This is a genomic window from Kitasatospora cystarginea (assembly GCF_039533515.1).
In the GTDB taxonomy this organism is placed as follows: domain Bacteria; phylum Actinomycetota; class Actinomycetes; order Streptomycetales; family Streptomycetaceae; genus Kitasatospora; species Kitasatospora cystarginea.
Genome location: NZ_BAAATR010000012.1, coordinates 149,638 through 175,955 on the forward strand (window position 1 = coordinate 149,638; position 26,318 = coordinate 175,955).

At 73.5% G+C, this 26,318-nt stretch carries 26 protein-coding genes; 15 read left to right on the plus strand and 11 right to left on the minus strand.

Annotated features, from left to right (window positions below):
- Positions 1 to 5: 5 nt before the first annotated feature.
- Positions 6 to 560, plus strand: coding sequence for a P-loop nucleotide/nucleoside kinase family protein (locus tag ABD369_RS16070; RefSeq protein ID WP_344637075.1), 555 nt, complete (start codon positions 6 to 8; stop codon positions 558 to 560).
- A 71-nt stretch (positions 561 to 631) separates the two neighbouring features.
- Here ABD369_RS16070 and ABD369_RS16075 read toward each other — a convergent pair whose 3' ends face one another.
- Together ABD369_RS16075 and ABD369_RS16080 are read right to left on the minus strand one after the other, a co-directional pair.
- Entirely contained in the window at positions 632 to 2,530 is a 1,899-nt protein-coding gene (locus ABD369_RS16075; RefSeq protein ID WP_344637076.1) for a hypothetical protein, read from the minus strand.
- 248 nt (positions 2,531 to 2,778) lie between these two features.
- Positions 2,779 to 4,269, minus strand: coding sequence for a lipase maturation factor family protein (locus ABD369_RS16080; RefSeq protein ID WP_344637077.1), 1,491 nt, complete (start codon positions 4,267 to 4,269; stop codon positions 2,779 to 2,781).
- A gap of 258 nt (positions 4,270 to 4,527) precedes the next feature.
- Here ABD369_RS16080 and ABD369_RS16085 point away from each other — a divergent pair, with 258 nt between their 5' ends.
- From ABD369_RS16085 to ABD369_RS16105, 5 genes are all read left to right on the plus strand, one after another.
- On the plus strand, positions 4,528 to 5,493 hold the full coding sequence (locus tag ABD369_RS16085; RefSeq protein ID WP_344637078.1) for an EamA family transporter: 966 nt from the start codon (positions 4,528 to 4,530) through the stop codon (positions 5,491 to 5,493).
- 121 nt (positions 5,494 to 5,614) lie between these two features.
- Positions 5,615 to 6,028 (plus strand): cupin domain-containing protein, encoded by a 414-nt coding sequence (locus tag ABD369_RS16090; protein ID WP_344637079.1) that lies wholly within the window; start codon positions 5,615 to 5,617, stop codon positions 6,026 to 6,028.
- 207 nt (positions 6,029 to 6,235) lie between these two features.
- Entirely contained in the window at positions 6,236 to 7,318 is a 1,083-nt protein-coding gene (locus tag ABD369_RS16095) for a sugar ABC transporter substrate-binding protein (protein ID WP_344637080.1), read from the plus strand.
- A gap of 321 nt (positions 7,319 to 7,639) precedes the next feature.
- The gene (locus tag ABD369_RS16100; protein ID WP_344637081.1) at positions 7,640 to 7,960 is read left to right on the plus strand and encodes a hypothetical protein; all 321 of its coding nucleotides are present in this window, start codon (positions 7,640 to 7,642) and stop codon (positions 7,958 to 7,960) included.
- 195 nt (positions 7,961 to 8,155) lie between these two features.
- Positions 8,156 to 9,067, plus strand: a complete 912-nt coding sequence (locus tag ABD369_RS16105) for a zinc-binding dehydrogenase (protein WP_344637082.1) — start codon at positions 8,156 to 8,158, stop codon at positions 9,065 to 9,067.
- A 110-nt stretch (positions 9,068 to 9,177) separates the two neighbouring features.
- Here the strand turns inward: ABD369_RS16105 and ABD369_RS16110 are convergent, their stop codons facing one another.
- The 3 genes from ABD369_RS16110 to ABD369_RS16120 form a co-directional block, all read right to left on the minus strand.
- Positions 9,178 to 9,888: a transglycosylase SLT domain-containing protein gene (locus tag ABD369_RS16110; protein WP_344637083.1), complete on the minus strand. Its 711-nt coding sequence runs from the start codon at positions 9,886 to 9,888 to the stop codon at positions 9,178 to 9,180.
- A 101-nt stretch (positions 9,889 to 9,989) separates the two neighbouring features.
- A complete protein-coding gene (locus ABD369_RS16115; protein ID WP_344637084.1) occupies positions 9,990 to 11,582 on the minus strand; it encodes an ABC transporter permease in 1,593 nt (530 codons plus the stop codon).
- On the minus strand, positions 11,579 to 12,502 hold the full coding sequence (locus ABD369_RS16120) for an ABC transporter ATP-binding protein (RefSeq protein ID WP_344637085.1): 924 nt from the start codon (positions 12,500 to 12,502) through the stop codon (positions 11,579 to 11,581). The genes ABD369_RS16115 and ABD369_RS16120 overlap by 4 nt, the downstream gene beginning before the upstream one ends.
- A 116-nt stretch (positions 12,503 to 12,618) precedes the next feature.
- Here ABD369_RS16120 and ABD369_RS16125 point away from each other — a divergent pair, with 116 nt between their 5' ends.
- The 4 genes from ABD369_RS16125 to ABD369_RS16140 all read left to right on the plus strand — a co-directional run bounded on the left by ABD369_RS16125 (position 12,619) and on the right by ABD369_RS16140 (position 15,679).
- A complete protein-coding gene (locus tag ABD369_RS16125) occupies positions 12,619 to 13,155 on the plus strand; it encodes a GbsR/MarR family transcriptional regulator (protein WP_425557630.1) in 537 nt (178 codons plus the stop codon).
- A gap of 517 nt (positions 13,156 to 13,672) precedes the next feature.
- Positions 13,673 to 14,170, plus strand: a complete 498-nt coding sequence (locus tag ABD369_RS16130; RefSeq protein ID WP_344637086.1) for an anti-sigma factor antagonist — start codon at positions 13,673 to 13,675, stop codon at positions 14,168 to 14,170.
- Positions 14,171 to 14,232: 62 nt separating this feature from the next.
- Positions 14,233 to 14,628 (plus strand): hypothetical protein, encoded by a 396-nt coding sequence (locus ABD369_RS16135; protein ID WP_344637087.1) that lies wholly within the window; start codon positions 14,233 to 14,235, stop codon positions 14,626 to 14,628.
- Between the two features lie 247 nt (positions 14,629 to 14,875).
- Positions 14,876 to 15,679: a hypothetical protein gene (locus tag ABD369_RS16140; RefSeq protein WP_344637088.1), complete on the plus strand. Its 804-nt coding sequence runs from the start codon at positions 14,876 to 14,878 to the stop codon at positions 15,677 to 15,679.
- 346 nt (positions 15,680 to 16,025) lie between these two features.
- Here ABD369_RS16140 and ABD369_RS16145 read toward each other — a convergent pair whose 3' ends face one another.
- Positions 16,026 to 16,283, minus strand: coding sequence for a zf-HC2 domain-containing protein (locus ABD369_RS16145; RefSeq protein WP_344637089.1), 258 nt, complete (start codon positions 16,281 to 16,283; stop codon positions 16,026 to 16,028).
- 100 nt (positions 16,284 to 16,383) lie between these two features.
- Between ABD369_RS16145 and ABD369_RS16150 the strand changes: the two genes are divergently transcribed.
- Positions 16,384 to 17,046 carry a sigma-70 family RNA polymerase sigma factor gene (locus ABD369_RS16150; protein WP_344637090.1) on the plus strand — a complete coding sequence of 221 codons (663 nt, stop codon included), beginning with the start codon at positions 16,384 to 16,386 and terminating at the stop codon, positions 17,044 to 17,046.
- Between the two features lie 244 nt (positions 17,047 to 17,290).
- Positions 17,291 to 17,746, plus strand: coding sequence for an MFS transporter (locus ABD369_RS16155; protein WP_344637091.1), 456 nt, complete (start codon positions 17,291 to 17,293; stop codon positions 17,744 to 17,746).
- Positions 17,747 to 18,301: 555 nt separating this feature from the next.
- Here ABD369_RS16155 and ABD369_RS16160 read toward each other — a convergent pair.
- From ABD369_RS16160 to ABD369_RS16175, 4 genes are all read right to left on the minus strand, one after another.
- Complete coding sequence (locus ABD369_RS16160; RefSeq protein ID WP_344637092.1) at positions 18,302 to 20,080, minus strand: cholesterol oxidase substrate-binding domain-containing protein; 1,779 nt, start codon at positions 20,078 to 20,080, stop codon at positions 18,302 to 18,304.
- Between the two features lie 415 nt (positions 20,081 to 20,495).
- Positions 20,496 to 21,578 (minus strand): Zn-dependent alcohol dehydrogenase, encoded by a 1,083-nt coding sequence (locus ABD369_RS16165; protein WP_344637093.1) that lies wholly within the window; start codon positions 21,576 to 21,578, stop codon positions 20,496 to 20,498.
- Positions 21,579 to 21,647: 69 nt separating this feature from the next.
- A complete protein-coding gene (locus tag ABD369_RS16170; RefSeq protein WP_344637094.1) occupies positions 21,648 to 23,066 on the minus strand; it encodes an aldehyde dehydrogenase family protein in 1,419 nt (472 codons plus the stop codon).
- A gap of 296 nt (positions 23,067 to 23,362) precedes the next feature.
- Positions 23,363 to 23,773, minus strand: a complete 411-nt coding sequence (locus ABD369_RS16175) for an organic hydroperoxide resistance protein (protein WP_344637095.1) — start codon at positions 23,771 to 23,773, stop codon at positions 23,363 to 23,365.
- A 143-nt stretch (positions 23,774 to 23,916) separates the two neighbouring features.
- Between ABD369_RS16175 and ABD369_RS16180 the strand changes: the two genes are divergently transcribed.
- Positions 23,917 to 24,411 carry a MarR family winged helix-turn-helix transcriptional regulator gene (locus tag ABD369_RS16180; protein WP_344637096.1) on the plus strand — a complete coding sequence of 165 codons (495 nt, stop codon included), beginning with the start codon at positions 23,917 to 23,919 and terminating at the stop codon, positions 24,409 to 24,411.
- 89 nt (positions 24,412 to 24,500) lie between these two features.
- Here ABD369_RS16180 and ABD369_RS16185 read toward each other — a convergent pair whose 3' ends face one another.
- Positions 24,501 to 24,704: a hypothetical protein gene (locus tag ABD369_RS16185; RefSeq protein WP_344637097.1), complete on the minus strand. Its 204-nt coding sequence runs from the start codon at positions 24,702 to 24,704 to the stop codon at positions 24,501 to 24,503.
- Between the two features lie 212 nt (positions 24,705 to 24,916).
- Here ABD369_RS16185 and ABD369_RS16190 point away from each other — a divergent pair, with 212 nt between their 5' ends.
- Together ABD369_RS16190 and ABD369_RS16195 are read left to right on the plus strand one after the other, a co-directional pair.
- Positions 24,917 to 25,411 (plus strand): DUF6153 family protein, encoded by a 495-nt coding sequence (locus ABD369_RS16190; protein ID WP_344637098.1) that lies wholly within the window; start codon positions 24,917 to 24,919, stop codon positions 25,409 to 25,411.
- Between the two features lie 74 nt (positions 25,412 to 25,485).
- Entirely contained in the window at positions 25,486 to 26,202 is a 717-nt protein-coding gene (locus ABD369_RS16195) for a DUF305 domain-containing protein (RefSeq protein WP_344637099.1), read from the plus strand.
- Positions 26,203 to 26,318 lie beyond the last annotated feature (116 nt).

The following is a 26,318-nucleotide window of genomic DNA, read 5'->3' on the forward strand; positions in this document are numbered from 1 at the left end:
CGATCATGCTCACGGTACTGGTGAACGGACTGCCCGGCGCGGGCAAGACCACGCTCGCCCGGTCGCTGGCACGGCAGTTGGGACTTCCGCTGTTCAGCAAGGACTCCGTCAAGGAGACCCTGGCCGACGCGCTGGCCCCGGTGCGCCCCGCGGGCTGCGATGCCCGCGAGTGGAGCCGGGCCCTCGGTGCGGCCTCGGCCGACACCCTGTGGACGCTACTGGCGGACGCCCGGGGGCAGGCCGTGCTGGAGAGCCCGTTCCTGGCGCACCTGCGGCCGTTCGTCCGCGCCGGGCTGCGGCGCGCCGGGGTGAGCGAGCCGGACCGGGTGCACGAGGTGTGGTGCGACGTGCCGCCGGCGGTCGCCCGGCGCCGGTTCGCCGAACGCACCCCCGCGCGGCATCCCATCCACCCCGAGGCCGGCGGCCAGGACGGCGACTGGGACCTGTGGGTGCGCGGCGCCGAACCGCTCGCCCTCGGACCCGTCCACCGGGTGGACACCACCGGGCCGGTCGACGTCCCAGCCCTCGCCGCGCGGCTCAGGGCCGTCGCACGGGCGTAGCACGAGGGGCGGCCGGTTCCGGCGCTCGGTGAGCGGTGGAACCGGCCGCCCCTTCGGCGGTTGTCCGGGCGTCAGCCGCGGACTTCGGCGACGGCCGCGCCGAGCGCCTCCTTGATCCGGGGGCCGAGACGGGTGAAACCGAGCTCCTTCATGGCCGCGCGGAGAAGATCGTCGTCGGTGCGCTCGACACCGTCGCTGTCGATCCAGCGGACCAGGGAACGCAGTTCGGTGGACGAGTAGGCGGTGATCGGCTGCCCCGCGGTGAGCGAGGGCTTCCTCGGGCGACGGACCCGCTTGGGGCGGTCCGACTCGGGGGCGGGCTCGGGCTTGGCTGCGGCCTCGGTCACGGGCTCCCCGGCCTCGGCGACGGGAGCGGAGGCGGACACAGCCGACGGTTCCGGCGCGGGCTCGGGCGTGGGCGCGGCCTTGGCCTCGGCCACCGGCTCCGAGGTGGCCTCGGGCTCCACCATCGCTTCGGCCTCGACGGCCGGCTCCGCCTCGGGCTCGACCACGGCCTCGGGCCGGTGCTCTGCCTCGACCTCGACCTCCGCGACCGGCTCGGTCTCGGACTCAGTCCCGGCCTCCGCGACGGCCTCGGCCCCACACTCGCCCTCAACCTCGGCCACGGGCTCGGGTTCGGGTTCGGGCGCCACGGCCTCCGCCGCCCCCTCGGTTTCGGTCCCGGGCTCGGTCGCGGCCTCGGCCGGCTCCGCAGCGGCTGCGACCTCGACCACGGCCTCGGTCTCCGCGGCCTCCTCGGCCACGACCTCAATCCGTTCGGTCTCCGTCCGAGCCTCTGCCACCGCCTCGACCTCAGCCGCGGCCACGGGCACGGGCACGGGCACGGGCTCGGCCTGGGTCTCGGGCGCAGCCTCGACCGCTTCCGCCTCGATCACGGTCTCCGGCCGCGCCGCCGGAATCTCCACCAGCTCGGCAACCGGCGCCTCCGGAGCGGCCGGCGTCAGCTCCGCGCCGGGGTCGACCTCCGTGCGCGGACCGGCCGCGAGCACCTGACGGGCCGCCTCGACGCCACCGTCGGCGGTGTCGGCCGCGTCGCTGCGGCGGTCGTAGGCGGCGATGGCGGCCTCGCGGTCGGCCTGGCGTTCCGCCAGCTCCTCGAGGAGGTCCGCGAGCCCGGCCTCGTCCAGCTCAGCACGGAGCGCGCGCAGCGTCGGCAGCCGGTAGAGGGTGCCCTCGTCGGCGGCCAGGCGGTCGATGAGGTCGGCCAGCTCGCCCAGCGGGGCCTTCTCCAGATCGCGTCCGGGCAGCAGCCGGCCGAGCGCGCGGACCGCGTCGGTGAGCGCCTCCACCGCCTGCGCGGCCTCGGTGCAGCGGGTCGCGTCGGCCGGCACGACCGGACGCACCTTGCCGGCGGCGGGCGCGGCGCCCGCAAGGGCCGTCCAATCGGCGCGCTCGGCCGCCGCCGCGGCCAGCGCCTCGTGCAGGTCGGCCCGCCGGGTGCGGCCGCCCGCGGCCAGCTGCCTGGCCTCGGCGCGCAGGGCCCGACGCCGGCCCCAGGAGAGCTTGACGCCCTGTTCCTTGCGCCAGCGGGAGCCCGCGGTCGCGGCCGTGAGCGCCGCCAGGTCGGCGGCGTACGCCTCGGGCCGGAGCTTGGCCGAGGTGCCCTGTACCCGCCGCAGGATGTCGACGACCAGGCCGAGGGCGATGACGCTGTCGGGCTCGCCCAGGCCGCCGGGGGCGACCAGCTCGGTGACGGCGGCTCGGACGGCCGGCACGTCCCGGCTGCGCAGCTCGGCGAGGACGGTGGAGGCGGCGCGGGCGTCCTCGGGGCTGCCGATGGCATCGCCGGCCGCGTACCAGGGGTGGGTGTCGGCGTTCAGGGTGAAGCCGCCGAGTTCGGCGTACCTGCCGATGGCCTCGCGCGGCCCCGGCTGGGCCTCGGTGTCGGTGGTGGCCGCCGGTTCGTCCGCCGGCGCGGGCTCGGTGTCGCTCTCGTAACGCACAGTCATGGTGATGTCCGGTTCGTGGCAGGGCAGTCAGGGACGGGACGGGCATCGTCCGGCGGCGCGGGCGGTGGGAGTGCGGTGCCCGGCGCGGGCGACCAGGATACGGGTGGGCGTTCGAGGCATGCACGCACCCGGCCCGCTGGGACCTGAGGCGACACACCCCGTTGGCGCACCGAGTCGGCCGCGGCCGCCGGTTCGGGCTCCCGCAGGCTCAGGCCGACCGGCAATAGGGCCCGCGGGGCCTCGTGGGCTCACGGCTCCCCCGGCGCCGCCCGGCGCCGGGTCGGGTCCGTCGTGTGCGGAACCAGGAATGCCAGATCACGGTAGGTCACGGGAGGAAAGTACTCGCGGACTGGCGTGCGCTCCCACCACGCGCCGGTGGTGCGCAGTGTGCGCCAGTCGGTGAACCGGTAGCGGTAGAGCAGCGCGCGTACGTAGTGCGGGGGTTCGTCCGGGAACGGGTTGCGCCGCAGCAGCCGGAGGGTGTCGGGGTCGTTGACCAGCAGCCGGGCGATGAAGGCGCCGAACCAGGGCCGCCCGTACACGGGCGAGATCGCGGCGAACCACATCAGCCAGTCCAGCCGAAGATGGTACGGCGCGAACTGGTGTGGCAGGCGCCGCAGCTCACCCGGTTTGCCCTTGAAGGCGTACTCGCTCCACTTCACGCCGGGTCCTAGCTCCGATGCACTGGTGCCCTGGACCACCACCTCGAAGCGGATCCGGTTGATCGAGCCGAAGGCCCCGTAGGCGTTGACGAGATGGAACCGGTTGTATGAGCGGTTCATCAGCTGGCGGCGGGACACCAGATTGCGGGCCGGCCAGTAACTGAGGGCGGCGAAGAGCACCGTCACGGCGAGCACCAGGAGTTGGAACCAGAGCGGGGCGGGGTGCGGCACGGGCGGCGCGGGCACCGGCAGCAGCCGGGCGATCGTGGAGGTGTCGACGGCGGAGAGCGCGAGGGCGATGGTCAGCCAGTTGAGCCAGGCGAAGTTGCCGGAGGCGATCAGCCACAGCTGGGTGACCGTGATCAGCAGTGCCGCGGCGCTGGCGATCGGCTGGGGCAGGAAGAGGCAGACGGGGACGACGAGTTGGACGAAGTGGTTGGCCGCCACCTCGGCCTTGTGCAGCGGCCCGGGCAGATGGTGGAAGAACCAGCTGAGCGGTCCCGGCATCGGCTGCGTCTCGTGGTGGTAGTTCAGGCAGGTCAGGTCGCGCCAGCACTGGTCGCCGCGCACCTTGATCAGCCCGGCCCCGAACTCGACCCGGAACAGCAGCCAGCGCAGCAGCCACAGGACGGGCACCGGGGACGCGACGCGGGCGTTGCCGAGGAAGGCCGCCAGGAAGCCGGACTCCAGCAGCAGCGACTCCCAGCCGAAGGCGTACCAGGTCTGCCCGACGTTGACGATCGACAGGTAGAGCACCCAGAGCAGCAGCCAGCCGGCCATCGCCGCGCCGAGCGGGACCATATCGGCGGCGCCGGCCAGGACGGCCGCGGCGAGCGCGGCACCGCTCCAGCAGACGGCGGCGAACGTGCGGTCGGAGTAGTGGAGATGGAACAGGCTGGGTGAACGGTCCATCGGGATCCGGGCGGTGAAGCGCGGTACCGGCAGCATGCCCCGCTCGCCGATCAGCGCGCGGAACTGGCTGACGGCGGCCAGGAAGCCGATCAGGAAGAGGGCGGCGACCAGCCGTTGGAAGACCAGCCGCCCGAGCCAGTACTCGGGTGCCGCGAACCACTCCACGCCGGCTGCTCCTCCCACGCCTTCCGGGGGTCATGCCTACCACCCGGCGGTGGCGGGGCGGGCTGCGGCGAGCGGCCGGCGGCGCCGGGTTCAACCAGTCGGCGCACCCGGCGCACGGCCCTCTCCGAACTCCCGGGCCGAGCGCCGGATGCCCCTCCCGATGAGGGTGGGGGCCTGGACGGGACGGCATACCCCCTCGCGTCCGCCGCCCCGGCTGTGATGCCATACCCCGTACAGCACCAATACCGGGAGATACTCATGACCGCTGCGCCGGGGCAGTCCCGTCCCTCCGACTCCACCGCTCCTCAACTGCTCGCACACGACTCAGACCCCGCCCGACCGAGGATCAGTGGTGCCGCCTGGGCCGCACTCGCCGTCGTCTACGTCGTCTGGGGTTCCACCTATCTGGCGATCCGAATAACCGTCGAAACCGTCCCGCCGTTCCTCTCGGCGAGCGCCCGGTTCGTCGTGGCCGCCCTGCTGCTGGCCCTCCTGCTGGCCTGGCGACAGGGCCCCGCCGTACTGCGGGTGAACGCCCCTCAGCTCGGTTCGGCGGCACTGGTGGGAGTGATGCTGCTGCTCGGCGGCAACGGCCTGGTGGTGCTGGCGGAGCAGTCCGGGGTGCCGTCCGGACTCGCCGCACTGCTGGTGGCGGCCGTGCCGCTCTGGGTGGTGCTGCTGCGCCGCGCGACCGGCGGGCACACCTCGGGGGCCACCGTCGCGGGTGTGCTGGTCGGCCTGCTCGGGCTCGTGGTGCTGACGGTGCCGGGGCTGAGCGGCGAGGTGGGACTGAGCGGGCTCCTCATGGTCATCGGCGCCACCCTGTCCTGGTCGAGCGGCTCCTTCCTGGCGAGCCGGCTGCCGCTGCCCGGCAACCCGTTCACCGCCAGCGTGTACGAGATGCTGGCCGGCGGGCTGGCCTGTCTGCCAGTGGCCGCGGCCAAGGGCGAGCTGCACCGGCTGGACCTGTCGGCGGTCTCGACGGGCTCCTGGCTGGCACTCGGCTATCTGGTCGTCTTCGGCTCGCTGGTCGCCTTCAGCGCGTACGCCTGGCTGCTCCAGTCGGCCCCGCTGCCACTGGTCGCGACCTATGCGTATGTGAACCCGGTGGTGGCCGTCTTCCTCGGCTGGCTGATCCTCTCCGAGCCGCTGAGCCTGCCGATCGTGCTGGGCGGGGCGATCGTGGTGGGCGGGGTTTTCCTGGTGGTCCGCAGCGAACGGTAAATCAGCCCCGAAATGAGCGGCCAGGTTGACGGGTAGTCATTGCACTCCGTTCGGACGCCGGATCAGGCGTCGTTTCGAGGGCCGTTCCAGGAATCGTTCCGAGAACCAGAGGAGAAGCCCGGTGGACCACCCCGCATTCGAGACCTGCAGCGTCGAGCGGGCGGCGGTGGTCCGCGCCCCCGACGGCGCGACCGTCCGGCCGCTGGCCGCCCTGGCGGGCCAGGGCAGTCTGGCCCAGTTCGAGCTGCCGCCCGGCGGGGTATCGGCGGCGGTCTCGCACGCCACCGTCCAGGAGATCTGGCAGGTCACCCAGGGCACCGGGCGGATCTGGCGGCGCCAGGACGGCCGCGAGGAGGTGACCGAGCTGCGGCCGGGGACGGTGCTGACGGTCCCTCTCGGCACCGCCTTCCAGTTCCGGGCCGATCCGGACTCCCCGCCGCTGCAGATCACCGCCGTCACCATGCCGCCCTGGCCGGACGACGACGCCGAGGCCCGGCCGGAGCAGGGCCCCTGGACGGCGAACCTCGCCCACTGAGCCGGTCGTCGCCCCCCGGTCACCGGTTGAACGCTTAACGGCTGCGTGTCCAACTCATCCCGGCTATCCGCATAGATTCTTCACAAAGTGATCCGTTGTTCGAGCACCCTCAGCCTGGTGGTTTAATTCTTGACGCCAACTCGGCGCGGACGTTTGACTCCCCCCTCAGCCGCGACGGTGCGGCGCACTCAGGGAGGCACCACCCCAATGAACGCTTTGACGCGTCGGATCATCGTCGGCACCGCCGTTGCGTCGATGGCGCTGTCGCTGACCGCCTGCGGCCAGAACGGGAGCAGCGCGAGCTCGGCCTCGGGCAACCAGACCGTGGGTCTGCTGCTGCCCGAGCGGGCCTCGTCCACCCGGTACGAGGCCTTCGACAAGCCGCTCATCGAGGCATCGATCGCCGGCCTGTGCACCAAGTGCCAGGTCGACTACGCCAATGCCGAGGGCAACGAGCAGACCCAGAAGCAGCAGTTCGACGACATGCTGAGCAAGGGCACCAAGGTCATCATCCTCGACCCGGTGAACGGCAAGGGCACGGCTTCCTGGGTCCAGGAGGCGAACGCCAAGGGCACCAAGGTCATCTCGTATGACCGGCTGGCCAGCGGAAACGTCACTGCATACGTGGCCTACGACTCCGAGCGGGCCGGCGAGCTCCAGGGGCAGGCCCTGCTGGACGCACTCGGCTCCAAGGCGTCCAACGCCAACATCGTCATGATCAACGGCGCCGAGGCCGACCCGAACGCGGCCCAGTTCAAGGCCGGCGCACACAAGATGCTCGACGGCAAGGTCAAGAAGATCGCCTACGAGCAGTCCGGCGAATGGAAGCCCGACCTGGCCGCGCAGAAGATGAACGAGGCGATCCAGCGCCTCGGCAAGGACGGCTTCCAGGCCGTCTACGCCGCGAACGACGGCATGGCCACCTCGATCATCGGCGCGCTCCAGTCCGCCGGGATCAAGGTCCCGGTCGGCGGGCAGGACGCCTCGCTCGACGCCATCCGCCGGGTGGTCGCGGGCGAGCAGGCGTACACCATCTACAAGCCGTTCCGGCCGGAGACGGACGCCGTCGCCAACCTCGCCGTCTACCTGCTCAAGGGCCTTGACGTCACCTCGGTGGCCACCACGGTGACCGTCAGCGACGGCAACCGGATCCCCTCGACCCTGCTCACCCCGCTGATCGTGACCAAGCAGAACGTCGAGGACAGCGTGGTCGCCGGTGGTCTCTACAAGGCCACCGACATCTGCGTCGACAAGTACGCGGACGCCTGCAGCTCGGCCGGAATCAAGTAGCCGCTCCCCGGCCCGCAGGGCAGCGACCCGGCGGGCCGGGAACGGCCGTCCGCAGGCCCTCCAGGGACGGCGTCGCGGCACCGGGCAGAGCAGCGGACCCGACGGCTCGCCGCCCATGCCGTCACCGACCCGCTCCTCGTCCCCGGCATCAGCCGGCTCGGCGCCGACCCGCTCGGCGCGTCCTCCACCTGACCGTCGTCGCGCCCGGCGGGCGCCTGCCGGAGATCCGGCCGGGCCGCGCGACCGGGCGTCGCACCCGCCCCGTAGGCTGGCGCCGCCGGTCGGCCGAGAGCGGCGGCGGGGCGGAACGGAGGGCGTGAGATGGCTCGTTGGGCGCTGGTGGTCGAGGAGAACACCGGGAGCGGGGAGAACATGATCTGGGCTCCGCGGGTGCTCACCGAGGTCGAGGGAACGCGCGAGCAGGCGATGGCGGAGCTGAAGAAGCTCGCGCCCGGTTACACGCCCAACCATCCGATGATGGCCAAGCAGCGCACCCTCTACCGGGACGGCGACACCTATCTGCTGGTCTCCCGGGGTGTCACCCGCGCCTTCCACACCGTGTTCAGGGTCTGGGAGGTGCTCTGGGACAGCGAGCGTCCGGAGATCCAGCGGCAGCGCCTGAGCGAGGAGCCGGCCGACTGACGTACTGGGCGTGCCGGTGGGGCCGCTCCTGGACGGAACGGCTCCGGTGGCGGGTCGCGGGTCGTGCCTCACCGGGTGCTCGGCACCGGCCGGTCCTGCGCGGCACTACGTCAGGTCCGTGGGAATGCCCGGGCCGCGCCCCTCGTTCGGACCGGCATCGCTCCGTGCCGATCCAGCTGAAGGGCAGTCAGTTCCATGCGTGCACTCGTGGCAGATCACTCCGCCGTCGGCCGACTGAGGCTCACCGAGGTGCCCGACCCGGTGCCGGGCCCGGACGAGGTGCTGGTCCGGGTCGCGGCCTTCTCGCTCAACTTCGGCGAGCTCCCGAAGGCCGACGGCCGCACCCCGGACGGAACGATCCCCGGCTGGGACGCCGCCGGGGTGGTCGAGCGGGCCGCCGCCTCCGGGCGTGGCCCCAAGGCCGGCGAGCGGGTCGCCGCCTTCGGGCTGTCGGGAGCCGGCTGGGCCGAGTTCCGGACCGCCCACATCGACGACGTGGCCGTGCTGCCGGACGACGTGACGTTCAGCCAGGCCGCCACTCTGCCCACCGCGGCGGTGACCGCGCTGCGCGCCCTGCACAAGGGCGGGCTCACGGCCGGGAAGCGGGTCGCGGTCACCGGTGCCTCCGGCGGGGTCGGCAACTTCGCGGTCCAGCTCGCCCACCTGGCCGGGGCCGAGGTGTACGCGCTGGTCGGCAGCAAGGCCCGGGGTGAAGGCCTGGCCGAGCTCGGCGCCGACCATGTGATCACCGACCCCGAGGAGATCGACCGGCCCATCGACCTGGTGCTCGACAACGTCGGCGGCCCGGTGCTCACCGGTCTGCTCGACCGGCTCGCCGAGCACGCGGTGGTGGTCTCGGTCGGCGCGGCCTCGGGCGAGCCGAGCCAGTTCACGTCGTACCAGCTGATCGCCGGTGAGATCTCGCTGCTCGGCTTCCGCCACGGCGGCAACGCCGGCCCCGACCTCACCGAGCTGACCCGGCTGGTCGCGGCCGGCCGCCTGCAGACCCCCGTCGACTGGGAGAGCGACTGGTCCGAGGCGGGCGAGGCCGCGGTGGCCCTGCTCGACCGCCGTATCCGCGGCAAGGCGGTCCTGACGATCGGCTGATCCGCCTGGCCGGCTGGAGGGCGCCTCGGGTGCTCGTGCGCTCGTGCGCCCTACGGCCGGCGGGTGGGGGCGCGTCCCGGGCCGGTCGTACGGGCGTCGCGCCGGTCGGACTACTGCCGAGAGCCCGCGGCCTGGCCCGCCTTGGCCCAGTTGCCGCGCAGCCGGTCCAGGTAGGACTGGGCCAGCGAGCCCGGGGTCGTGCCCCGGGCGAAGGCCAGCATGTTCCCGGCCCCGGCGTTGTACCCGAACGCCAGCAGCTCGTCCTTGGTGTACGAGGCGGACCAGTGGGACGGAAGCTGTTCGGCCAGGTCGTGCAGGTACCAGGCGGCGGCCTCCACGGCGAGATCCGGGTGGTCGGGCAGCTCCTCCCAGCTGCGGCCGGCGAAGTCCCGGCCCTGCTTGGTGTCGTCGAAGGCGGCCCGGTGCATGTTGGCGATCCCGAAGGCGGAGTCCGGCTTGAGCCGCTGCCAGGCACGTTCCAGCGCGGGATCGTGCGGTTTGTACGACTCGTTGTAGAGGATCGCCATCAGCAGCTGCGGGTTGACACCGGCCCGGGCCGCAGAGGCGCGGACCAGCTCGGCGTAGTCCGCCGGGTCGTAGGAGCTGCCCCTCCCCGGGGTGGACGGCCCGTCGGCGGGCGTCCCGGCCTCGCTCGGCTCCGCCGTCGGTGGCGGGGGCGCACTCGCTCCCGCCACCGGCCGCTGGGACGCGGAGGCTGGCCCGGGTCGCCCCGGGTCGTGCCCGCCGCGGACCAGCAGCCCGATCACCACCGCGGCGGCCGCCACGACCAGTACCCGGGTGAACCCGGTGCGCCCACTCATCAAATGCCTCCCCGCTGCCAACGCGTCACCGATCGTCATGGTGCCGGACCCGGCCCGAACGGGCGACCGAGGCGTTGGCGATACCGGACGGCGGCAGCGGGTCAGCCGAGGTCGCGGCGGTTCAGACCGGCCAGGCCGGCGGCGGCGAGGCCAGCGGCGACCGCGGTGAGCCAGAGCAGCGGCTGCGCCGAGACGGTGCCGCCGGGCAGGTGCGGCAGGTGGGTGAAGGGCGAGAGGTCGAGGATCGGACGGCCGAGCCTGAGCACCGGGCCGAGCCAGCCGATCACCAGGAAGGCCGCCGGCATCCCCCAGCCCGCCGAGGTCCACCGGGGACGCAGCCCGAAGACCGCCAGCACGGCGGCCGCCGTCAGCCACACCGCGGGCAGTTGGACCAGGGCGCCGCCGACCAGGGCACCGAGCCGTCGGGGAAGGTCGCCCAGGGTCGCGCCCGCCGTCAGCCCGGCGGCCAGTCCGCCGGTGGCGAGCAGGACGGCCGAGCCGAGCAGCGCGAACAGCAGGTGCCCGCCTGCCCAGGCCGACCGGGAGACCGCGCTCGCCAGCACCGGTTCCGCGCGTCCTGCGGTCTCCTCGCCGCGCAACCGCTGTACGCACTGGACCGCGTAGACCGCGGCGACCATGCCGAACAGGCCCAGGATGGTCGCCAGGTAGGCGTCCGCGAAGGAACCCTGGCCGCCGATCCGGTGCAGGATGTCACCCACCTGCTGGTTGTCGCCGACCAGGGTGGCCGCCCCCTTCGCCACCGAGCCGAAGACCGCGCCCGCCACGGCGAAACCGGCACACCAGCCGTACAGGGTCGCGCTCTGCAGCCGCCGGGCGAGGGCGAGTTGGCTGCGGAGCGCGGGTGCGGCGCTCGCCGGCCCCGGGCGCCTGGGCAGCAGTCCGGCACCCAGGTCGCGCCGGCCGACCAGCACGTACGCCGATGCGGCCAGGGCGCAGGCCGCGAGCAGCCCGAGTGCGACGGCCCACCAGCGGTTGTCCGCGAACGGCCGAACCTGCTCGGACCAGCCGAGCGGAGAGAGCCAACTCAGCCAGTGCGTACGGGAGTCGGAGTCACCGGCCGCGCGCAGCACGAAGCCGAGGCCGAGAGCGGCGGACGCGGTGCCGCTGGCGGCCCGTCCGGTCTCGACGGCCTGGGCGGCCACGCCGGCGAGGGCGGCGAAGACCAGCCCGGTGACGGCGAGCGCGGACCCGAACGCCAGCGCGCCGCCCGCGGGTTGACCGAGCGCTGCGAGGCCCGCGGCGACCAGGGCGGCCAGCAGCAGGTCCGCGAGCAGTACGGTCAGCAGCGCGGCGGTGAGCGGGGCCCGGCGTCCGACCGCCCCGGCGCCGACCAGTTCGAGCCGCCCGTCCTCCTCGTCGGCCCTGGTGTGCCGGACCACCAGCAGGATGCTCATCAGTCCGGCGAGCGCCGCCCCGAACGCGCCCATCCGCCAGGCCGTCAGACCGCCGACACCGGCGTCGTACACCGTGCCGTAGAGCGCGCGCAGCGAGCCGTTGGTATTCATGCCGCGCGCGAACTGCTCCCGGGCCGAGGCCGTGCCGTAGAGCGTGCCGAAGCTGTAGCCGGTGGAGATCGTCATGGCGGTGATGGCGTAGACCCAGGCGGGGAGCATGATCCGGTCCCGGCGCAGCGCGAGCCGGAGCAGGGTGCCGGTGCCCGCGAGGCCGTTCATGACGCCATCCGTGCGTTCTCGTCCGCCCCGGTGGTGTCGTCCGTCCGGTAGTGGCGCAGGAACAGTTCCTCCAGCGTCGGCGGGCGGCTGACCAGTGAGCGCACCCCGACCTCCGTCAACCGGCGCAGCAGCAGGTCCAGTTGCCCGGTGTCCACCTGGCAGCGCACCCGGCTGCCGTGGATCTCCAGGCCGTGCACCCCGGGCAGGTCAGCCAGCTCGGCCGGTGCGGTGGCCAGTTCGGCCTCGACGGAGGTACGGGTGAGGTGGCGCAGCTCGGCCAGTGTGCCGCTCTCCACCGTGCGGCCCGCGCGGATGATGCTCACCCGGTCGCAGAGCGCCTCGACCTCGGACAGGATGTGGCTGGAGAGCAGGACGGTGCGTCCGCGTTCGCGCTCCTCGATCACGCAGGAGCGGAAGACCTCCTCCATCAACGGGTCGAGGCCCGAGGTCGGCTCGTCCAGGATGAGCAGCTCGGCCTCGGAGCAGAAGGCCGCGATCAGGGCGACCTTCTGCCGGTTGCCCTTGGAGTAGCTGCGGCCCTTCTTGGTGGGGTCGAGCTCGAAGCGTTCCAGCAGTTCGGTACGGCGGGCCGGGTCCGGTCGGCCGCGCAGCCGGCCGAGCAGGTCGATGGTCTCGCCGCCGGTGAGGTTGCGCCAGAGCGTGACGTCCCCGGGGACGTAGGCGAGCCGGCGGTGCAGCTCGACGGCGTCGCGCCAGGGGTCACCGCCGAGCAGGCGGGCGGTACCGGAGTCGGCCCGCAACAGGCCGAGCAGGACCCTGATGGTCGTGGACTTCCCGGCGCCGTTGGGCCCGAGGAAGCCGTGCACCTCGCCCTGGGCGACCGTGAGGTCGAGTCCGTCCAGGGCGCGCGTCCGGCCGTAGGTCTTCACCAGGCCGGACGCCGTGATGGCGGTTGTCATGCCGCCCACGGTACTCTTGTTTCACAAAATCGTGAACGTTCTGAAGTCCATGGATTGGGAAGACTTCCACGACCGCGGCCGTCACGACCGCGCCGGCGGTTTGGGATGATGCGGCGGTGATCACGGAGTCGGCGGGAGATGCCATGCAGGCGCGGGACGGGCAGGGACGGGACGAGCAGGCCGTCGCCGCCTTCATCGAGCGGTTCGCCAGCGTGCTCAGCGACGCGGGCTTCCCCCGGATGCCCGCGCGGATCTTCACCGCCCTGCTGGCCACCGACTCCGGCCGGCTGACGGCGGCCGAACTGGCCGAGCTCCTCCAGGTCAGCCCGGCGGCGGTCTCCGGCGGCGTCCGCTACCTGATCCAGCTCAACCTGGTCAGCCGCGAGCGCGACCCCGGCTCGCGCCGCGACCGCTACCGGGTGCACGACGACGTCTGGTACGAGGCCTCCGTGCGCCGCGACCAGATGCTGGTGCGCTGGGAGAGCAGCCTGCGGGAGGGCATCGCCGCGCTCGGCCCGAAGAGCCGGGCGGGGACGCGGATGGCGGAGTCGCTGGAGTTCTTCGAGTTCATCCGCGGTGAGCTGCCCGCCATGCTGGGCCGCTGGCACGCCCGCCGCGCCGCGCTCCGCGCGGAGCGCGGGCAGGAGGATTGACGCGCTCTCCCGGCTGAAGCCGCGAGATTCCGGCCCGCACCGTCGGAAGCGGCACGACCGTGGCTTCCTGCTTCAACGACCTGTGCCGACGTTCCCGCCGGTCTTACGGAGTCTCCACAGGCTTTCGAGCCCGAAGGCTCCGTTCCCGCCCGTCCGGCGGCACCTGACTCGCGTAGCGGGCGCCGGTTCGCCTTGACGGCGAATCGGCTGTTCCTGCCCCGCTGACGCGGGCGAGTCGGCCACACCTCCGCCGTGAACAGCGGAGCACTGCCGACGATCCCGGCAGCGAAGAACGGCGGCGGAAGCGGGAACGGCGACGGCAGGAGCAGGACGGTTACGGAGGGCAGTCGAGCCCGGTGCGCCCAGCCACTTGTCAACCTTGCCCCATTTGGGTTATATGGCCGATATATACGGTTTTTTTGGGGGAGACCGCACACAGCGGAGAACGGCCCCGCACCCAGCAGCATCCACGTGCTCGCCGGCGAGTCGGTGGACCCTCGAGCCGGGAGGGCAGGTCATGTATCTGCAGCTGTCATCGCACCGGGAGGACGGCTGGTCGGTCGTACGCGTGGCGGGTGAACTCGACATCGCCACCGCTGAGCAGCTGCGTCTGCAGGTCAGCGGAGCCCTCGCCCGTCGCGGCCCGCGGGCCCGGGTGATCGCCGACCTTTCCGAACTCGAGTTCTGTGACGCCTGTGGCGCGTCCGCGCTCATCGACGCTTACCACACCGCGCGGCGCCACGGCGGCCGGTTCTGCCTGGTGGTGCCCGAGGGCCGGGTGCTGCGCCTGCTGCGGCTGACCGGCCTCGACCGGCTGCTGCCGGTGTTCCCGACGGTCCGCGAAGCCCTCTTCCGGGCGACCGTAGCCGACCTGGTGCCGCTGCCCGGTTCCCTCCTGCCGCTGCCCGCTGGCGGACCCGCTCCCGCCCCGTCACCGGGCCCCGCCGCGGCACCCGCGGCCGCCACCGAGCCACCGCTGACGGCACCCCCGATGCACACCGCCCAGCTCGCGTAGCGGCCCAGCGAGCCACGACCCCGAGCCGCCACCGCCGAACCACCCAGGGAAAGGCAGGCGCCATGATCACCGAACTGGCCGTGGAACGAGTCGAATTCACCTGCGGGCACTGCTGGCACGCCTGGAGCGCCGACTACGACGTGCAGCACTACCGGGACGACGACGGCGCCGACTGGGAGTACTTCTCCCACGACGGCATTCCGGTCGCCTCTCCCTACTCGGCCGACGGCGCGCCCGCCTGCCCCGAGTGCCACCGCCACTGGGTCGGCCACCTCGCCGCCCGCCGGCTCATCCCGCTCCCGAGCGACGAGCCCGTCAGGCCGCGCACCGGCGTCACCGGCGACCCGGCACTGCACCGGCCCGAACGCCACTTCGCGCCACCGATCCCCGTGGCCTCGCACCAGCTGCCGGCCCATCAGCACCCGGCGGCGGTGCGGCACGAGCCCCTCGGGCTCTGACACCGTCCTGACATCGAGCAGGTCCAGGTACCGAATCTGTTGAAGTACTGAGTACGTCCGAGTACTGAACGCGTCCGAGTCCGCTCGGAAGCGCGGTGTCACCGGGCTGCCCGGAACAGGGGTTTTCGTCGGGCGGCCCGGCGGACTGTCCGCACCACCGCCCACGGTCGGGTACCGGCCGAGGACGGCCGACAACCCGAGGGCGGTCCCACGGCCGGCGGCGGCGGATGCGACGATGGTCGGCATCGTGACGACCTGGCAGCTCCGCACCATCCGCGCCGTGGTCTTCGCCACCCTGTGCGTGGCGATGTCCGCCACCGCGCACTTGAGCATGTCCGCGGCCGGGATCTCCGGCTGGGCCCTGCTCGCCGCCTTCGCCGGAACGGCCGCGGTCACCTGGCTGCTGGCCGGGCAGCGCCGCGGGCCGGCGGTGATCAGTCTGTGGATGATGGCCGCTCAGACCTGCCTGCACCTGCTCTTCGAGCGCGGCTCACCGATGAGCACCGGCACCTCGGCCGGGCGGGCGCACACAGCGGTCGACTGGACCCGGCTGCTGCTCTGCACCTCGGACGGCGTCCCGGCGGGCGTCCAGCCCCTGGAGCTGGCGCGGTCGGCGGGCCTGGATCCTGACACCATGTCGACCGCCGGCCTGCCGCAGTCCATGCCGGGGATGTCGATGCCCGGGATGTCGATGACCGGCACGCCGACGCCTGACATGCCGCTGTCCGACACGCCGCTGTCCGGCATTCCGATGGCGCACGGGCTCTCGACCGGCATGTTCCTCGCCCACCTGCTCGCGGGCCTCGCCTGCGCGCTGCTGCTCTGGCGCGGCGAAGCGGCGGTGGCCGGCCTCTTCGAGCTGGTGTGGACGCTGGCGACCGTCCTGGTGCCGCTGCTCCTGCTGTTCGTACCGCGCAGTCCGGAGCCGTCCGCTCCCGGAGTTCTGACGCTCCGTCGGGCCGGGCGGCTCAGGTCGGTACTGCTCACCCATGCCGTCGTCCGGCGCGGGCCGCCGGCCGTCCCTGTCGTGCCCAGCGCCCGCCTCGCCTGAGCCCGGGGACGTCCGAACCGACGTCCGCTCGGCAGTGGCGGGCAGGTCGCCCCCGCGTGCCCCGCCCCGCCCCGGGGCGGACGCGAGGGCCGGCCCGCACCACCACGACGGACCACGACCGGGCCCGGGCAGCTGCTCCGGGCACCCCTCGGGCTCCGCCCCTCCGGGCGGCTGAGGCGGGTCCTCGGCGTGCCGTGGTGACGGGCGCCCACCTCGTGGTACCGCCGAGCGGTACCACGGCCACTCCCTGCGCTCAGGACATGCCATGACCTCAGGACACCCCGCATACGGCGGACGGTGCGCCGAAACCCTCGACGCCCGGGCCGCCGGGACGGCGGCTACCTCCTCACGCCGTCCTGGCCTGGTCGCCCTCGTCGGCGGCCAGCCGGCCCAGCAGCCGGTCCACCAGTCCCGCGGACCACTCCGGCGACGGGCCCTGCGCCCCGGCGGTCAGCGCCCGGAGCCGACGGGCCACCGCCAGCCAGTCCCGGCAGTCGGCGCACCGCTCCTCGTGCTCGTCGAGGCCAGCGCCGTCGGCCACGACGTCCGTACGCTCGCCGTCGAGGCGGGCGGACACCGCGGTTCGGTACTCGGCGCAGATCATGCCGCCATGCTCTCCTACTCGACCTTGTGTGCGGTAGCGCCCAGGACGGTGGCCGCACCGGCCAGCGCGGCCGCTCTGCCCGGGAAGCCGGGGGTGCGCCGTGGATGACGAGCAGCTGACCACCGTGGCGCTGCGCGCGCGCAGCGGCCGGCCCGCCGACATCGAGGCCTTCGTCCGGGCGACCCAGCGGGACGTCTGGCGGTTCGTCGCGCATCTCACCGACGTCCAGTCGGCGGACGACCTCGCCCAGGAGACCTTCCTGCGGGCGCTGCGCAGCCTGCCCGGTTTCGCCGGGCGCTCCTCCGCCCGGACCTGGCTGCTGTCCATCGCCCGCCGGGTGGTGGTGGACCGCTACCGCAGCGCGGCGGCCCGGCCCCAGTGCGCGGCGGTACCGGACTGGCAGGCCGCCGCCGAGCAGCAGCAACGGCCCGACGAGGTACCGCGGTTCGAGAACGAGGTGGTGCTGAGCGACCTGCTGGACCGGGTGCCCGCACAGCGGCGCGAGGCCTTCGTCCTCACCCAGGTCGTCGGGCTCAGCTACGCGGAGGCGGCGGCGGTGTCCGGCTGCCCGGTGGGCACCGTACGGTCCCGGGTCGCCCGGGCGCGGGACGAGCTGGTGGCGCTGCTGCGTTCGGCCGAGAGCGACCGGGCCACGGGCGGACCGGCGGCAGGGACGGCCGGGCTCGGCAGAGCGGGGACCCGGCGTGGCGGCGGGCGGACGCTGTGGGCCGGGCGGGAGCACCCTGCGGCGCTGGCGGGCTGACGGCCGGTCCGGTTCCGTCGGCCTCGGCCTCGAGCCCGGCTCCGGATCCGGCTCCGACCACGGCGAAGGCGGCTGTCCGCGTCACCCCGAAAATCAGGAATCTGTTCGGGAAATCGCGGCGGTCACCGCCCGACTGCTGTGACGGACGCCGTCACCCGACGGCGTCCGTCACCGTCGAGGCCCCGGCGGCGGCCCGGCGCCGGGCTCAGCTGTCGCGGCGCCGGCGGCGCACCGGTGGAGCCTGGTGGTCGTCGCCGGTCTGCTGTCCTTCGTGGCGATGCCCGACATGAACATCGTCAACCTCGCCGTCTCCTCGCTCTCCCACGGCTTCCGGGTCTCCGTCGAGACCGCCCAGTGGGCCGTGCTCGGGTACCAGCTGCCCGTGGTCGCCCTGCTGCTGCCAGCCGGCCAGTGGCTGGACCGGACCGGGCTGCGGCCCGCGCTGCTCTGTGCGACCTGCGGCTTCGCGCTGGGCAGCGCGGCCTCGGCGGCCGCGCCCTCGGCGCTCTGGCTGATCGCGGCCCGGATGGTGCAGGGGGCCTTCGACGCGGTGCTGTTCGTCCTGATGCCGGTGCTGGCCGCCTGGTCGGTCCGCCCCGAGCTGCGCGGCCGCGCGATGAGCGTGCCCGCCACCCTCGGTCCGCTCGGCGCGGTCACCGGGCCGGCACTGGGCGGGCTGCTGCTGGACCACTTCGGCTGACGGGCGATCTTCCTGGTCAAGCTCCCGGTCTGTCTGGCCGCACTGCTGATCGCCCGTCGCAGCGCTCCGGCGGGCGGCACGCTGCGCCCGCCCGACCGGCGTACCCTCGCCGACGCCGGGCTGGCCGGCGGTGCCGTGGCCGCGGTGCTGCTAGCGCTCAGCCTCTCCCCCGGCTCGCCGCTCCGGCTGCTGCCGGCGCTGCTCGCCGTACCGCTCACCGTCCGCTGGCTGCGCGGACCCGCCGGCCGGCGGGTCGCCGGCGTGCTGCGCGACGCGGGTACGTACGGGATCCACGCCGCGGTACTGGCACTGGCGGCGGGCTTCGCGGCGATGCACTACCTGGTCGCGCTGCATCTCCAACGGGACGACGCGGCCGGCGCCACCACGACGGGACTGACCCTGCTCTGCTTCCCGGCCGCCATGGGCCTGGCCGGGCCGCTGGGCGGACGGCTGGCCGACCGCTTCGGCTCGCGCGCCCCGGCCGCCGGCGGGGCCGCGCTGACCGCTGCCGGCCTGCTGCTGGTACCGCTCGGGGACGGCTGGACACCGGGGGGGTCACCTGAGCAGCCCGTCGAGGAACGGGTTGCCGAACACCCGGTACGGGTCGTGGCGGTCGAGGGTGGCGACGGCCTCGTCCCAGCCTGGGCCGCCACCCGCCCGCAGGCTGTCGGGGATGACCCGGCCCAGCATGTCCGGGTCGGCCCAGGCGGCATCGGCGGTGTAGGCCCAGCCCTTGGACCACTCCACCCGCAGCCCGGCCCGGCTGCCGTCGAAGGTGCGCTGCAGGAAGCCCTCCAAGTCCCGGCAGAACCGGTGCAGTCCGGGCGTGTTCGGGAAGCTGAGGATGTCCAGCCAGAGCGCGGTGTCCCACTCCGGCCGGTCCTGCCGGGGCCGCAGCGGCGAGAGCAGCGGCGGACGGGCGCCCGGCACCCCGGAACTCGCCGGGTCGTCCAGGCCGGTCGTCCGGACCTCGACCGCGCCGTTGACCGGGTACTCGCCACGGGCCTGGTACTCCGCGACCAGCTGCTGGTAGTACCGGGTGAACTCGCTGACCGCCCACTGCAGATCGGCCCGGCGGACGAGCACCGCATAGCCGTTGGCGGTGACCCGTAGGGTGGTGGGCCGGACGTACTGGAGCAAATGGCGGGAGGCTCCCCAGAGGTCCGAGCGCAGGCCGTCGGCCAGCAGGTGGGTGAGGATGTCGCCGGTGAGCAGGTCGCGCAGCAGGCCGCCGGAGAGCAGCACGTCGGTCAGGTCGCCGGTGAGGCCGATCGTCGCGACCAGGTACTGGAGCTGTCCGAACAGCGGTGCCAGGCTCCAGGAACCGCCGACCAGTTGGCCGGCCAGTTCGGCGACGGGCTTCGGGACGTTGTCCGAGAAGGGGTAGTTGTAGGGCTCGCTGACCGCGCGGGCGGCGAACGGCCGGCTCGGAGTGACGTGCCAGGTCTTGAGCCACGGGTTGGCGGTGTAGACGAACCAGATCGCCTCGGCCCTACCGTCCCGGTTGACGAAGTCGGCCCAGGTCCGGCCGCCGGATGCGGCGGCGCTGCCGGGCGCGGCGAAGAGTTCGGTCGCGGGGATGTCCAGCCGGCTGAGGCAGCGCAGCTGCTGGTCGGCGCCGACGCGTAGCTGCACCTCGGTGAGGAAGGCCCGGCCGAGGTTGACCAGGAAGGCCGCGCTGTCGGCCTCCGAGCGGTCGAAGGTGCGCAGCACGTAGTGGTCGGTGGCGGGGTCGCGGACGACGGCGGTGAGCGAGGTGACCTGGTTGCTCAGCGTGCCGTAGCCGTGGCCAGGTCGGGGAGTCTCCCCGGTGGCCGGGACGGCGGTGCCGTGGCCGCCGATGGCGAGCACCCCGCCGACGGTCAGATCGCCGGGCGCGGGGCAGGCGGCGACCCCGAGACCGCGCTGCCCGAGGAAGCCCAGCAGCTCCTCCATCCCGGCGCCCGTCTGCACGCGGACCGTCGAGGAGTCCACCAGGGACATTCCGGTGAGGTACTGGCTGGTGTCGACGAGCAGCACCTGGGCGGAGGCCGGTGTGCCGTCGGCGACGGTGAGCGGTGCCCAGCCGTGCCGGTGGCCCTGGGCCCGCAGCCGCCAGCCCGCCGACCGGGCCCAGTCGGCGAGTTGGGCGATCTGCTCCGGCGTGCTCGGGGCGCACGTCCAGAGCTGGTCGGTGCGGATCTCCCCGGCCCAGTTCTCGAAGACCCGCTGGTAGGGCGTGATCCCGGCCGGGAGGCCGGGCGGTGCACTGCCGACCGCCTGGGCGCTCTCCACCCCCACCGTGCCGCGCAGCAACCAGCCGGCCCCGCCGAGTGCGGCGGAGGCGGCGAGCATCCCGCGTCTCGTCAGCCCGCCACCACTCGCTCCGCCCCGCCGACCACCTTCGTGCAGCTCGCCGGTCATGATCGCCCCCACTTCCCACGGCAGTGTTCAGGTCCGGCCCAGACGCTAGGACAGCGCACCCGGGTACGGCCATCGAACAGATCAACGATCACTCGTTCGAGCGAAACATCCCCCGTTGGCCGGCAATGCAGGCTGGAAGTGATCAGAGGATCGGATGATGCGTCAGCCCGCCTGCTTCACGCGGGGTCCCGGTCCGGGGCGGTCTGCGGGCACCATCATCCGCCCACCCCGGGCAGAGCGACCGCACCCAGGCGGCGGACACACCACCGCACACGCGCACTCCGACTCCCGCGGCCTCGCCGGGCACCTGGTCCAGTCCGCGCGGCAGCCCGTCAGCGGCCGCCCGTCAGAAGACGACCAGTGAGCGTCCGCCGCGCCCCTGCGCCATCCGCTCGAAGGCCTCCGGGATCTCCTCCGGCGAGATCCGGTCGGTGATCAGCGCCTCCAGGTCCAGCCGCCCGGACCGGACGTGCTCCGCCAGCACCGGGATGTCCTTCGCCGGGTCGCTATTGCCGTACACGGACGCCGTCAGGGTGCGCGCGAAGTAGAAGATCTCCAGGGCGGAGAAGGAGACCAGCTCCTCCTTGCCCCCGATGCCGACCACCGTGGTCCGCCCTCCCCGGCGGGTCGCCGACCAGGCGGCGCGGATGGTGTCCGCCCGCCCGACGCACTCGAAGGCGTGATCGGTGCCATGGCCACCGGTGAGCTTCCGCACCGCCTTCGCGGTGGTCCGGTCGTCGGCGAGCAGGAACTCGGTCGCCCCGTGGCGTCGGGCGAGCTCCTCCTTCTCCGGGCTGACGTCGACGGCGACGATCGGACCGGCCCCCGCGATCCTGGCCGCCTGGAGGGTGGCGAGGCCCACGCCGCCCAGTCCGTAGACCACCACCGACTCGCCTTCCCTGACCCGGGCGGCGTTGTGCACCGCGCCGTAGCCGGTCAGCACGGCGCAGCCGAGCAGGGCCGCCGAGGTCAGCGGGATTCCCTCGGGCAACGGGACCACGGCGCGTTCGGCGACCACGGTCTCCTCCGCGAACGCCGCCACCCCGAGCCCCGGGTAGACACCGGTGCCGTCCGCGAGCGAGCCGTAGACGGACGTGGCGCCTTCGCCGGAGCGCTCGCACAGCCACGGTTCGCCGATCCCGCACAGGTGGCAGCCGCCGCAGGCGGGCGCCCAGTTGAGCACGACCTGGTCGCCGGGACGGACGGCGGTCACGCCTTCGCCGACTGCGGTCACGGTCCCCGCGCCCTCGTGTCCGAGGACGGTCGGCGTCTCGGTACGCAGGGTCCCGTTGGAGAGCGACAGGTCGGAGTGGCAGACGCCGGCGGCGGCCAGCTTGACCCGGACGCGCCCGGGGCCGGGCTCGGGCAGGTCGATCTCGGTGAGCTCCAGCGGGGCTCCGACGGCACTGAGCAGGACGGCGCGGACCATGGAGTTCCTTCCTTACGGCGATTGGACGGCCGGTCGGCCGGCCGGAACCGCGTGAGTATCGCAGGAGCCTCAGTACTGCAGCGACTTGGTCTGCAGGAACTCCGCCAGCCCGTGCCGTCCGAGCTCCCGCCCGACTCCGGAGCTCTTGTACCCGCCGAAGGGCGCGAGCGGGTTGAAACGGCCGCCGTTGATGTGGACCTGGCCGGTGTCCATCCGGCGGGCGAAGGCGGCGGCGCTCTGGTCGTCGGCCGCCCAGACCGAGCCGGCCAGGCCGTAGTCGGTGCCGTTGGCGATCTCCAGGGCGTGCTCCTCGTCACGGTAGGCGAGGATCGCGAGCACCGGGCCGAAGACCTCCTCCTGAGCCACCGTCATCTTCGGGGTGACGTCCGCGAGCACGGTCGGGCGCACGTAGTAGCCCTTGGCGAGCCCCTCGGGCGCCTCGGCGCCACCGGCCACCAGGCGCGCGCCCTCCGCGAGTGCGCCGGTGATGTAACTCCGGACGCGCTCCCGCTGCTTGGCGCTGACGACCGGTCCGAGCCGGGTGGCGGGGTCGGCGGGATCCCCGGGGAGGTAGGCCTCGGCGGCCTTGGCGGCGATCGCCACGGCCTCCTCGTACTGGTCCTCGTGCACCAGCAGCCTGGTCCAGGCACTGCACGTCTGGCCGGAGTTGGCGAAGACGTTGGCCAGGTTGACGTTCACGGCGCGCTCCAGGTCGGCGCCGGGCAGCACCACGTTGGCGGACTTGCCGCCGAGCTCCAGCGCGACCCGCTTCACACCCCGCCCGGCCACCTCGGCGATCCACCGGCCGACGGCGGTGGACCCGGTGAAGGAGACCAGGTCCACGCCGGGATGCTCGGCCAGGGCGGCACCGGCCTCCGGTCCACGGCCGGTCACCAGGTTGAACACCCCGGCAGGAAAGCCTGCTTCGTGGACCAGCTCGGCGAACAGCCGGGCCACCAGAGGCGTGTCCTCGGCGGGCTTGAGCACCACCGGGCAGCCGGCGGCGAGCGCCGGGAAGACCTTGGCGACGATCTGGTGCAGCGGGTAGTTCCACGGCGTGATCGCGGCGACGACCCCGGCGGGCTCGGCGTACACCGTGGAGTTGCCGACCTGCTCCTCGAACTCGTACCCGGCCAGGACCTCCAGGTACGAGCCGGCGACTGCGAGCGGCAACGCGGCCTGCACCGAGGCCGCGAACCCGATCGGCGCCCCCAGCTCGGCGACGATCGTCTCGGCGATCTCCTGCTGCCGGGCGGCCAGGCCGTCGCGAAGCCGGGTGAGCGGCGCCAGGCGCTCCGCGCGGCCGGTCGCACCCCAGGCCCGGGCCGCGGCCCGGGCGGCGCGCACGGCGGCGTCGACGTCCTCGGCCCCACCGGCCGGAACGGTCGCGATGACCTCCTCGGTCGCCGGGTTCAGCACGGCGACGGTCTCCGAGGTGAGGGCGGGCCGCCACTCACCGCCGATGTACTGATCCGAGTACTCCTGCACGGCTCTGCCCTCTCCTCCACCGCCGGCCCGCACCCCGGACCGGCCCGCCAGGTCCGCCCCGGTCGCCCGGAACGGCCGACCGCCTTGACCGGCGGTGCCAGTCAAGGCGGTTGAGGGCAGCTGCGCAAGGGGGCGCCACCGCGGTTCCGGGTACCCGAACCCTGCTCCGGGCCGAGCGGCGACCGTGCCGGTCACGGTGCCGGCCGACACCGGCTTCGGGGCTCGCCGGCACCGGCCGGCCGCATCGGCTCACCGGTGCTGCGCCGACCGGCCGCACCGACCGGCCGACTGCCCGATTACTCGACGACCAGCTCGACCGGGATGTTGCCGCGGGTGGCCTTGGAGTACGGGCAGACCTCGTGCGCCTTCTTCACCAGCAGCTCGCCGGTCTCGCCCTGCAGGGCCTCCGGCAGCTCGACCCGCAGGGTGACGGCGAGGGCGAAGCCGGTCTCGTCCTTGCCGATGCCGACCTCGGCGGTCACCGAGACGTCGCCGGTGTCCACCTTCGCCTGCCGGCCGACCAGGCCGAGGGCGCTGGCGAAGCAGGCGGCGTAGCCCGCCGCGAACAGCTGCTCCGGGTTGCTGCCCTCGCCGCTGCCACCGAGCGCGGTCGGCATGGCCAGCGCCAGGTCGAGCCGCCCGTCGGAGCTCACGGCCCGGCCCTCGCGGCCGTTGGCGGTGGCAACAGCGGTGTACAGCGCGTCCATGGGACTCGCTCCTCTCCCTTGTCCGAACCCGTCCGGGCTCATCCGATCGGCGACCCGACTTCCGGATCGCCCGACAGGACAAGTAGAGCACACAATTAAATTGCGCACAACTAAAACGGGCGCGGTACGGATACCCTGGGAACATGACCGCCATCGACCTGCCCGCGGACCCGCCGCAGCCTTCCGACGACCAGTTGCTCCGCCTGGACAGCCAGGTCTGCTTCTCACTGCATGCCGCCTCGCGCGCCTTCGGCGGCGTCTACCGGGTGGTCCTCAAGGACCTCGGGCTCACCTATCCGCAGTACCTGGTCATGCTGGTGCTCTGGGAGCACGGCGAACTGCCGGTCAAGCAGATCGGCGAGTACCTGCGACTGGACTCCGGCACGCTCTCCCCGCTGCTCAAGCGGCTCGAGACGGCCGGACTGGTCCGCCGCGAGCGCAGCAGCGAGGACGAGCGGTCGGTCACCGTCCACCTCACGGACGCCGGAGTCGGGCTGCGCGCGCAGGCACTGCACGTGCCACGCCGGATCGCGGCCGCCACCGGTCTGCCGCTCACCGAGATCGCCGCCCTCCAGGCGATGCTGCGCCGCGCGACGGCCGCTCTCGACGCCGCGGACCTCGACACCGCCGCGCCGTAGCGGTCAGCTGCCAGGCCCGGCGGGCGACACCGTCGAGTGCGCGGCCCCGGCGGAGCTGTCCGGAGCCGCACCACTCGCCGCCCCACCGGTCAGTCGAGGTACGCCATGGCCAGGCGGCAGCGCGCGCCCGCGGCCGGGACCCGCTCCTCCTCCTCGGCCTCCGGTGCCGCCACCGCGATCCCGACCGGCCGCAGTTCGAGCCGCGCCGGCGCGGGTACCGCCGTCGGACGGCCGAGCACACTCCCCCTCGGCGATCCGTTGACGACGACGGCGAGTCGATTGCCCTCGATCATGGCGCTTCGCTTCCTTCCGGAGGTACCGGTTCCAACGGACCTGCTGCCCGCCCCTCCAGTGCAGCCCCACTCTGGCCGGTCCGCATCCGGCATTGACGTGTGGACTACGCGGATCCCGCCCACCTTGACGACACCTTGACGCCTCCGGCCCGGGAGCCTCGGCGGGGAGTCGGGCACACGAACGGGCACCGGGCTGCCCTAGAGTGTGCGCGATGGACACGCTCACGCCCCGGCACCCGGTGGCCGGTCGCCGCCGGTCGGCCGGAGTGCGGGCGTTGACCGTACTGGCGTTGCTGTTCGGGCTGCTCGCAATGCACGCGCTGGCCGATCCCGTTGACGCCGTGGCGCATCCGCAGGCGCACGAACGGCGGTCAGCGGCCCAGTTCGTCACCGCGGCACGGCGGGCCATGACAGATCGGGCCATGACACATCGGGCCACGACTCAGCCCGTCGTGGCGCAACGAACCACGGCGCAGCTCACCGGCAACGGTGACGGCCGGTGCGACTGCGACGGCCGTCATCAGGCGCACGCCGGGAGTGTCTGCCAGGCGTCCGGCCTCGGTTCAACGCCGGTGCTGCCGCCGCTCCGACCGTGCCTCGGCACCTCCGCCCACGGCCCGTCCCAGTCCCCGGCCGACGCGTCCGTCGGCCTCACCACCGGGCGCGGTCCGCCCTCCCTCGCCGCCCTCCAACTCCTGCGCATATAGGCCGAGCCCTCGCCGCACCCCGGGTGCGGCCACGCCCACGTCCTCATTCCTCCAGTACGCAGGAGCCTTTCGGCATGTCCGTTTCCACCCACGTTTCCACCCGCATGTTCCCCTCCCGCGCGTTCGCCCGCCGGATCGCCGTGACCGGTGCGGCCGGTCTCGCGACGCTCGCCCTCGCCGCCTGTTCCGGTGGCAGGTCCGGCTCGCACCAGGCCGGTTCGTCCACCGCACCGTCCGCGCCCGTCTCCGCGACCGCGCCGGCTGCCCCTCCGGCGGCTTCGGCCTCGGCGTCGGCCGGTGACCACAACGCCACCGACGTCTCCTTCGCGCAGGGGATGATCCCGCACCACCGCCAGGCGGTCGCGATGGCCGAACTGGCCGCGGAGCGTGCCTCGTCCGCACAGGTCAAGGAGTTGGCCGCGAAGATCAAGGGCGCCCAGGACCCGGAGATCACCATGATGAGCGGCTGGCTGACCGGCTGGGGCAACCCGGTGCCGGACGCCGGCGTGTCGGCCGCGATGCCGGGTATGGACCACTCCGCCGGTTCCGGCCACCCGATGCCCGGCATGATGGCCGACGACGAGATGGCGAAACTGAGGTCGGCGTCCGGCGCGGACTTCGACAAGGCGTTCCTCACCATGATGGTGACCCACCACCAGGGCGCCGTGACGATGGCCGCGGACGAGCTCGCCAAGGGCGCCTACCCTCCCGCCAGGACGCTGGCCGGATCGATCAGCACCGCACAGACGGCCGAGATCGCCGAGATGGAGAAGCTCCTCTCGGCGGGCTGAGCGGCAACGGCAGCAGGAGCAGCAGCGTGACGCGGTGGGGCACCGGCCCGGTTGACCGGTGCCCCACCGCGGGCATCCCCCTATCAGGCGCCGCCTCGCCCGGAGGAGTTCTGCCA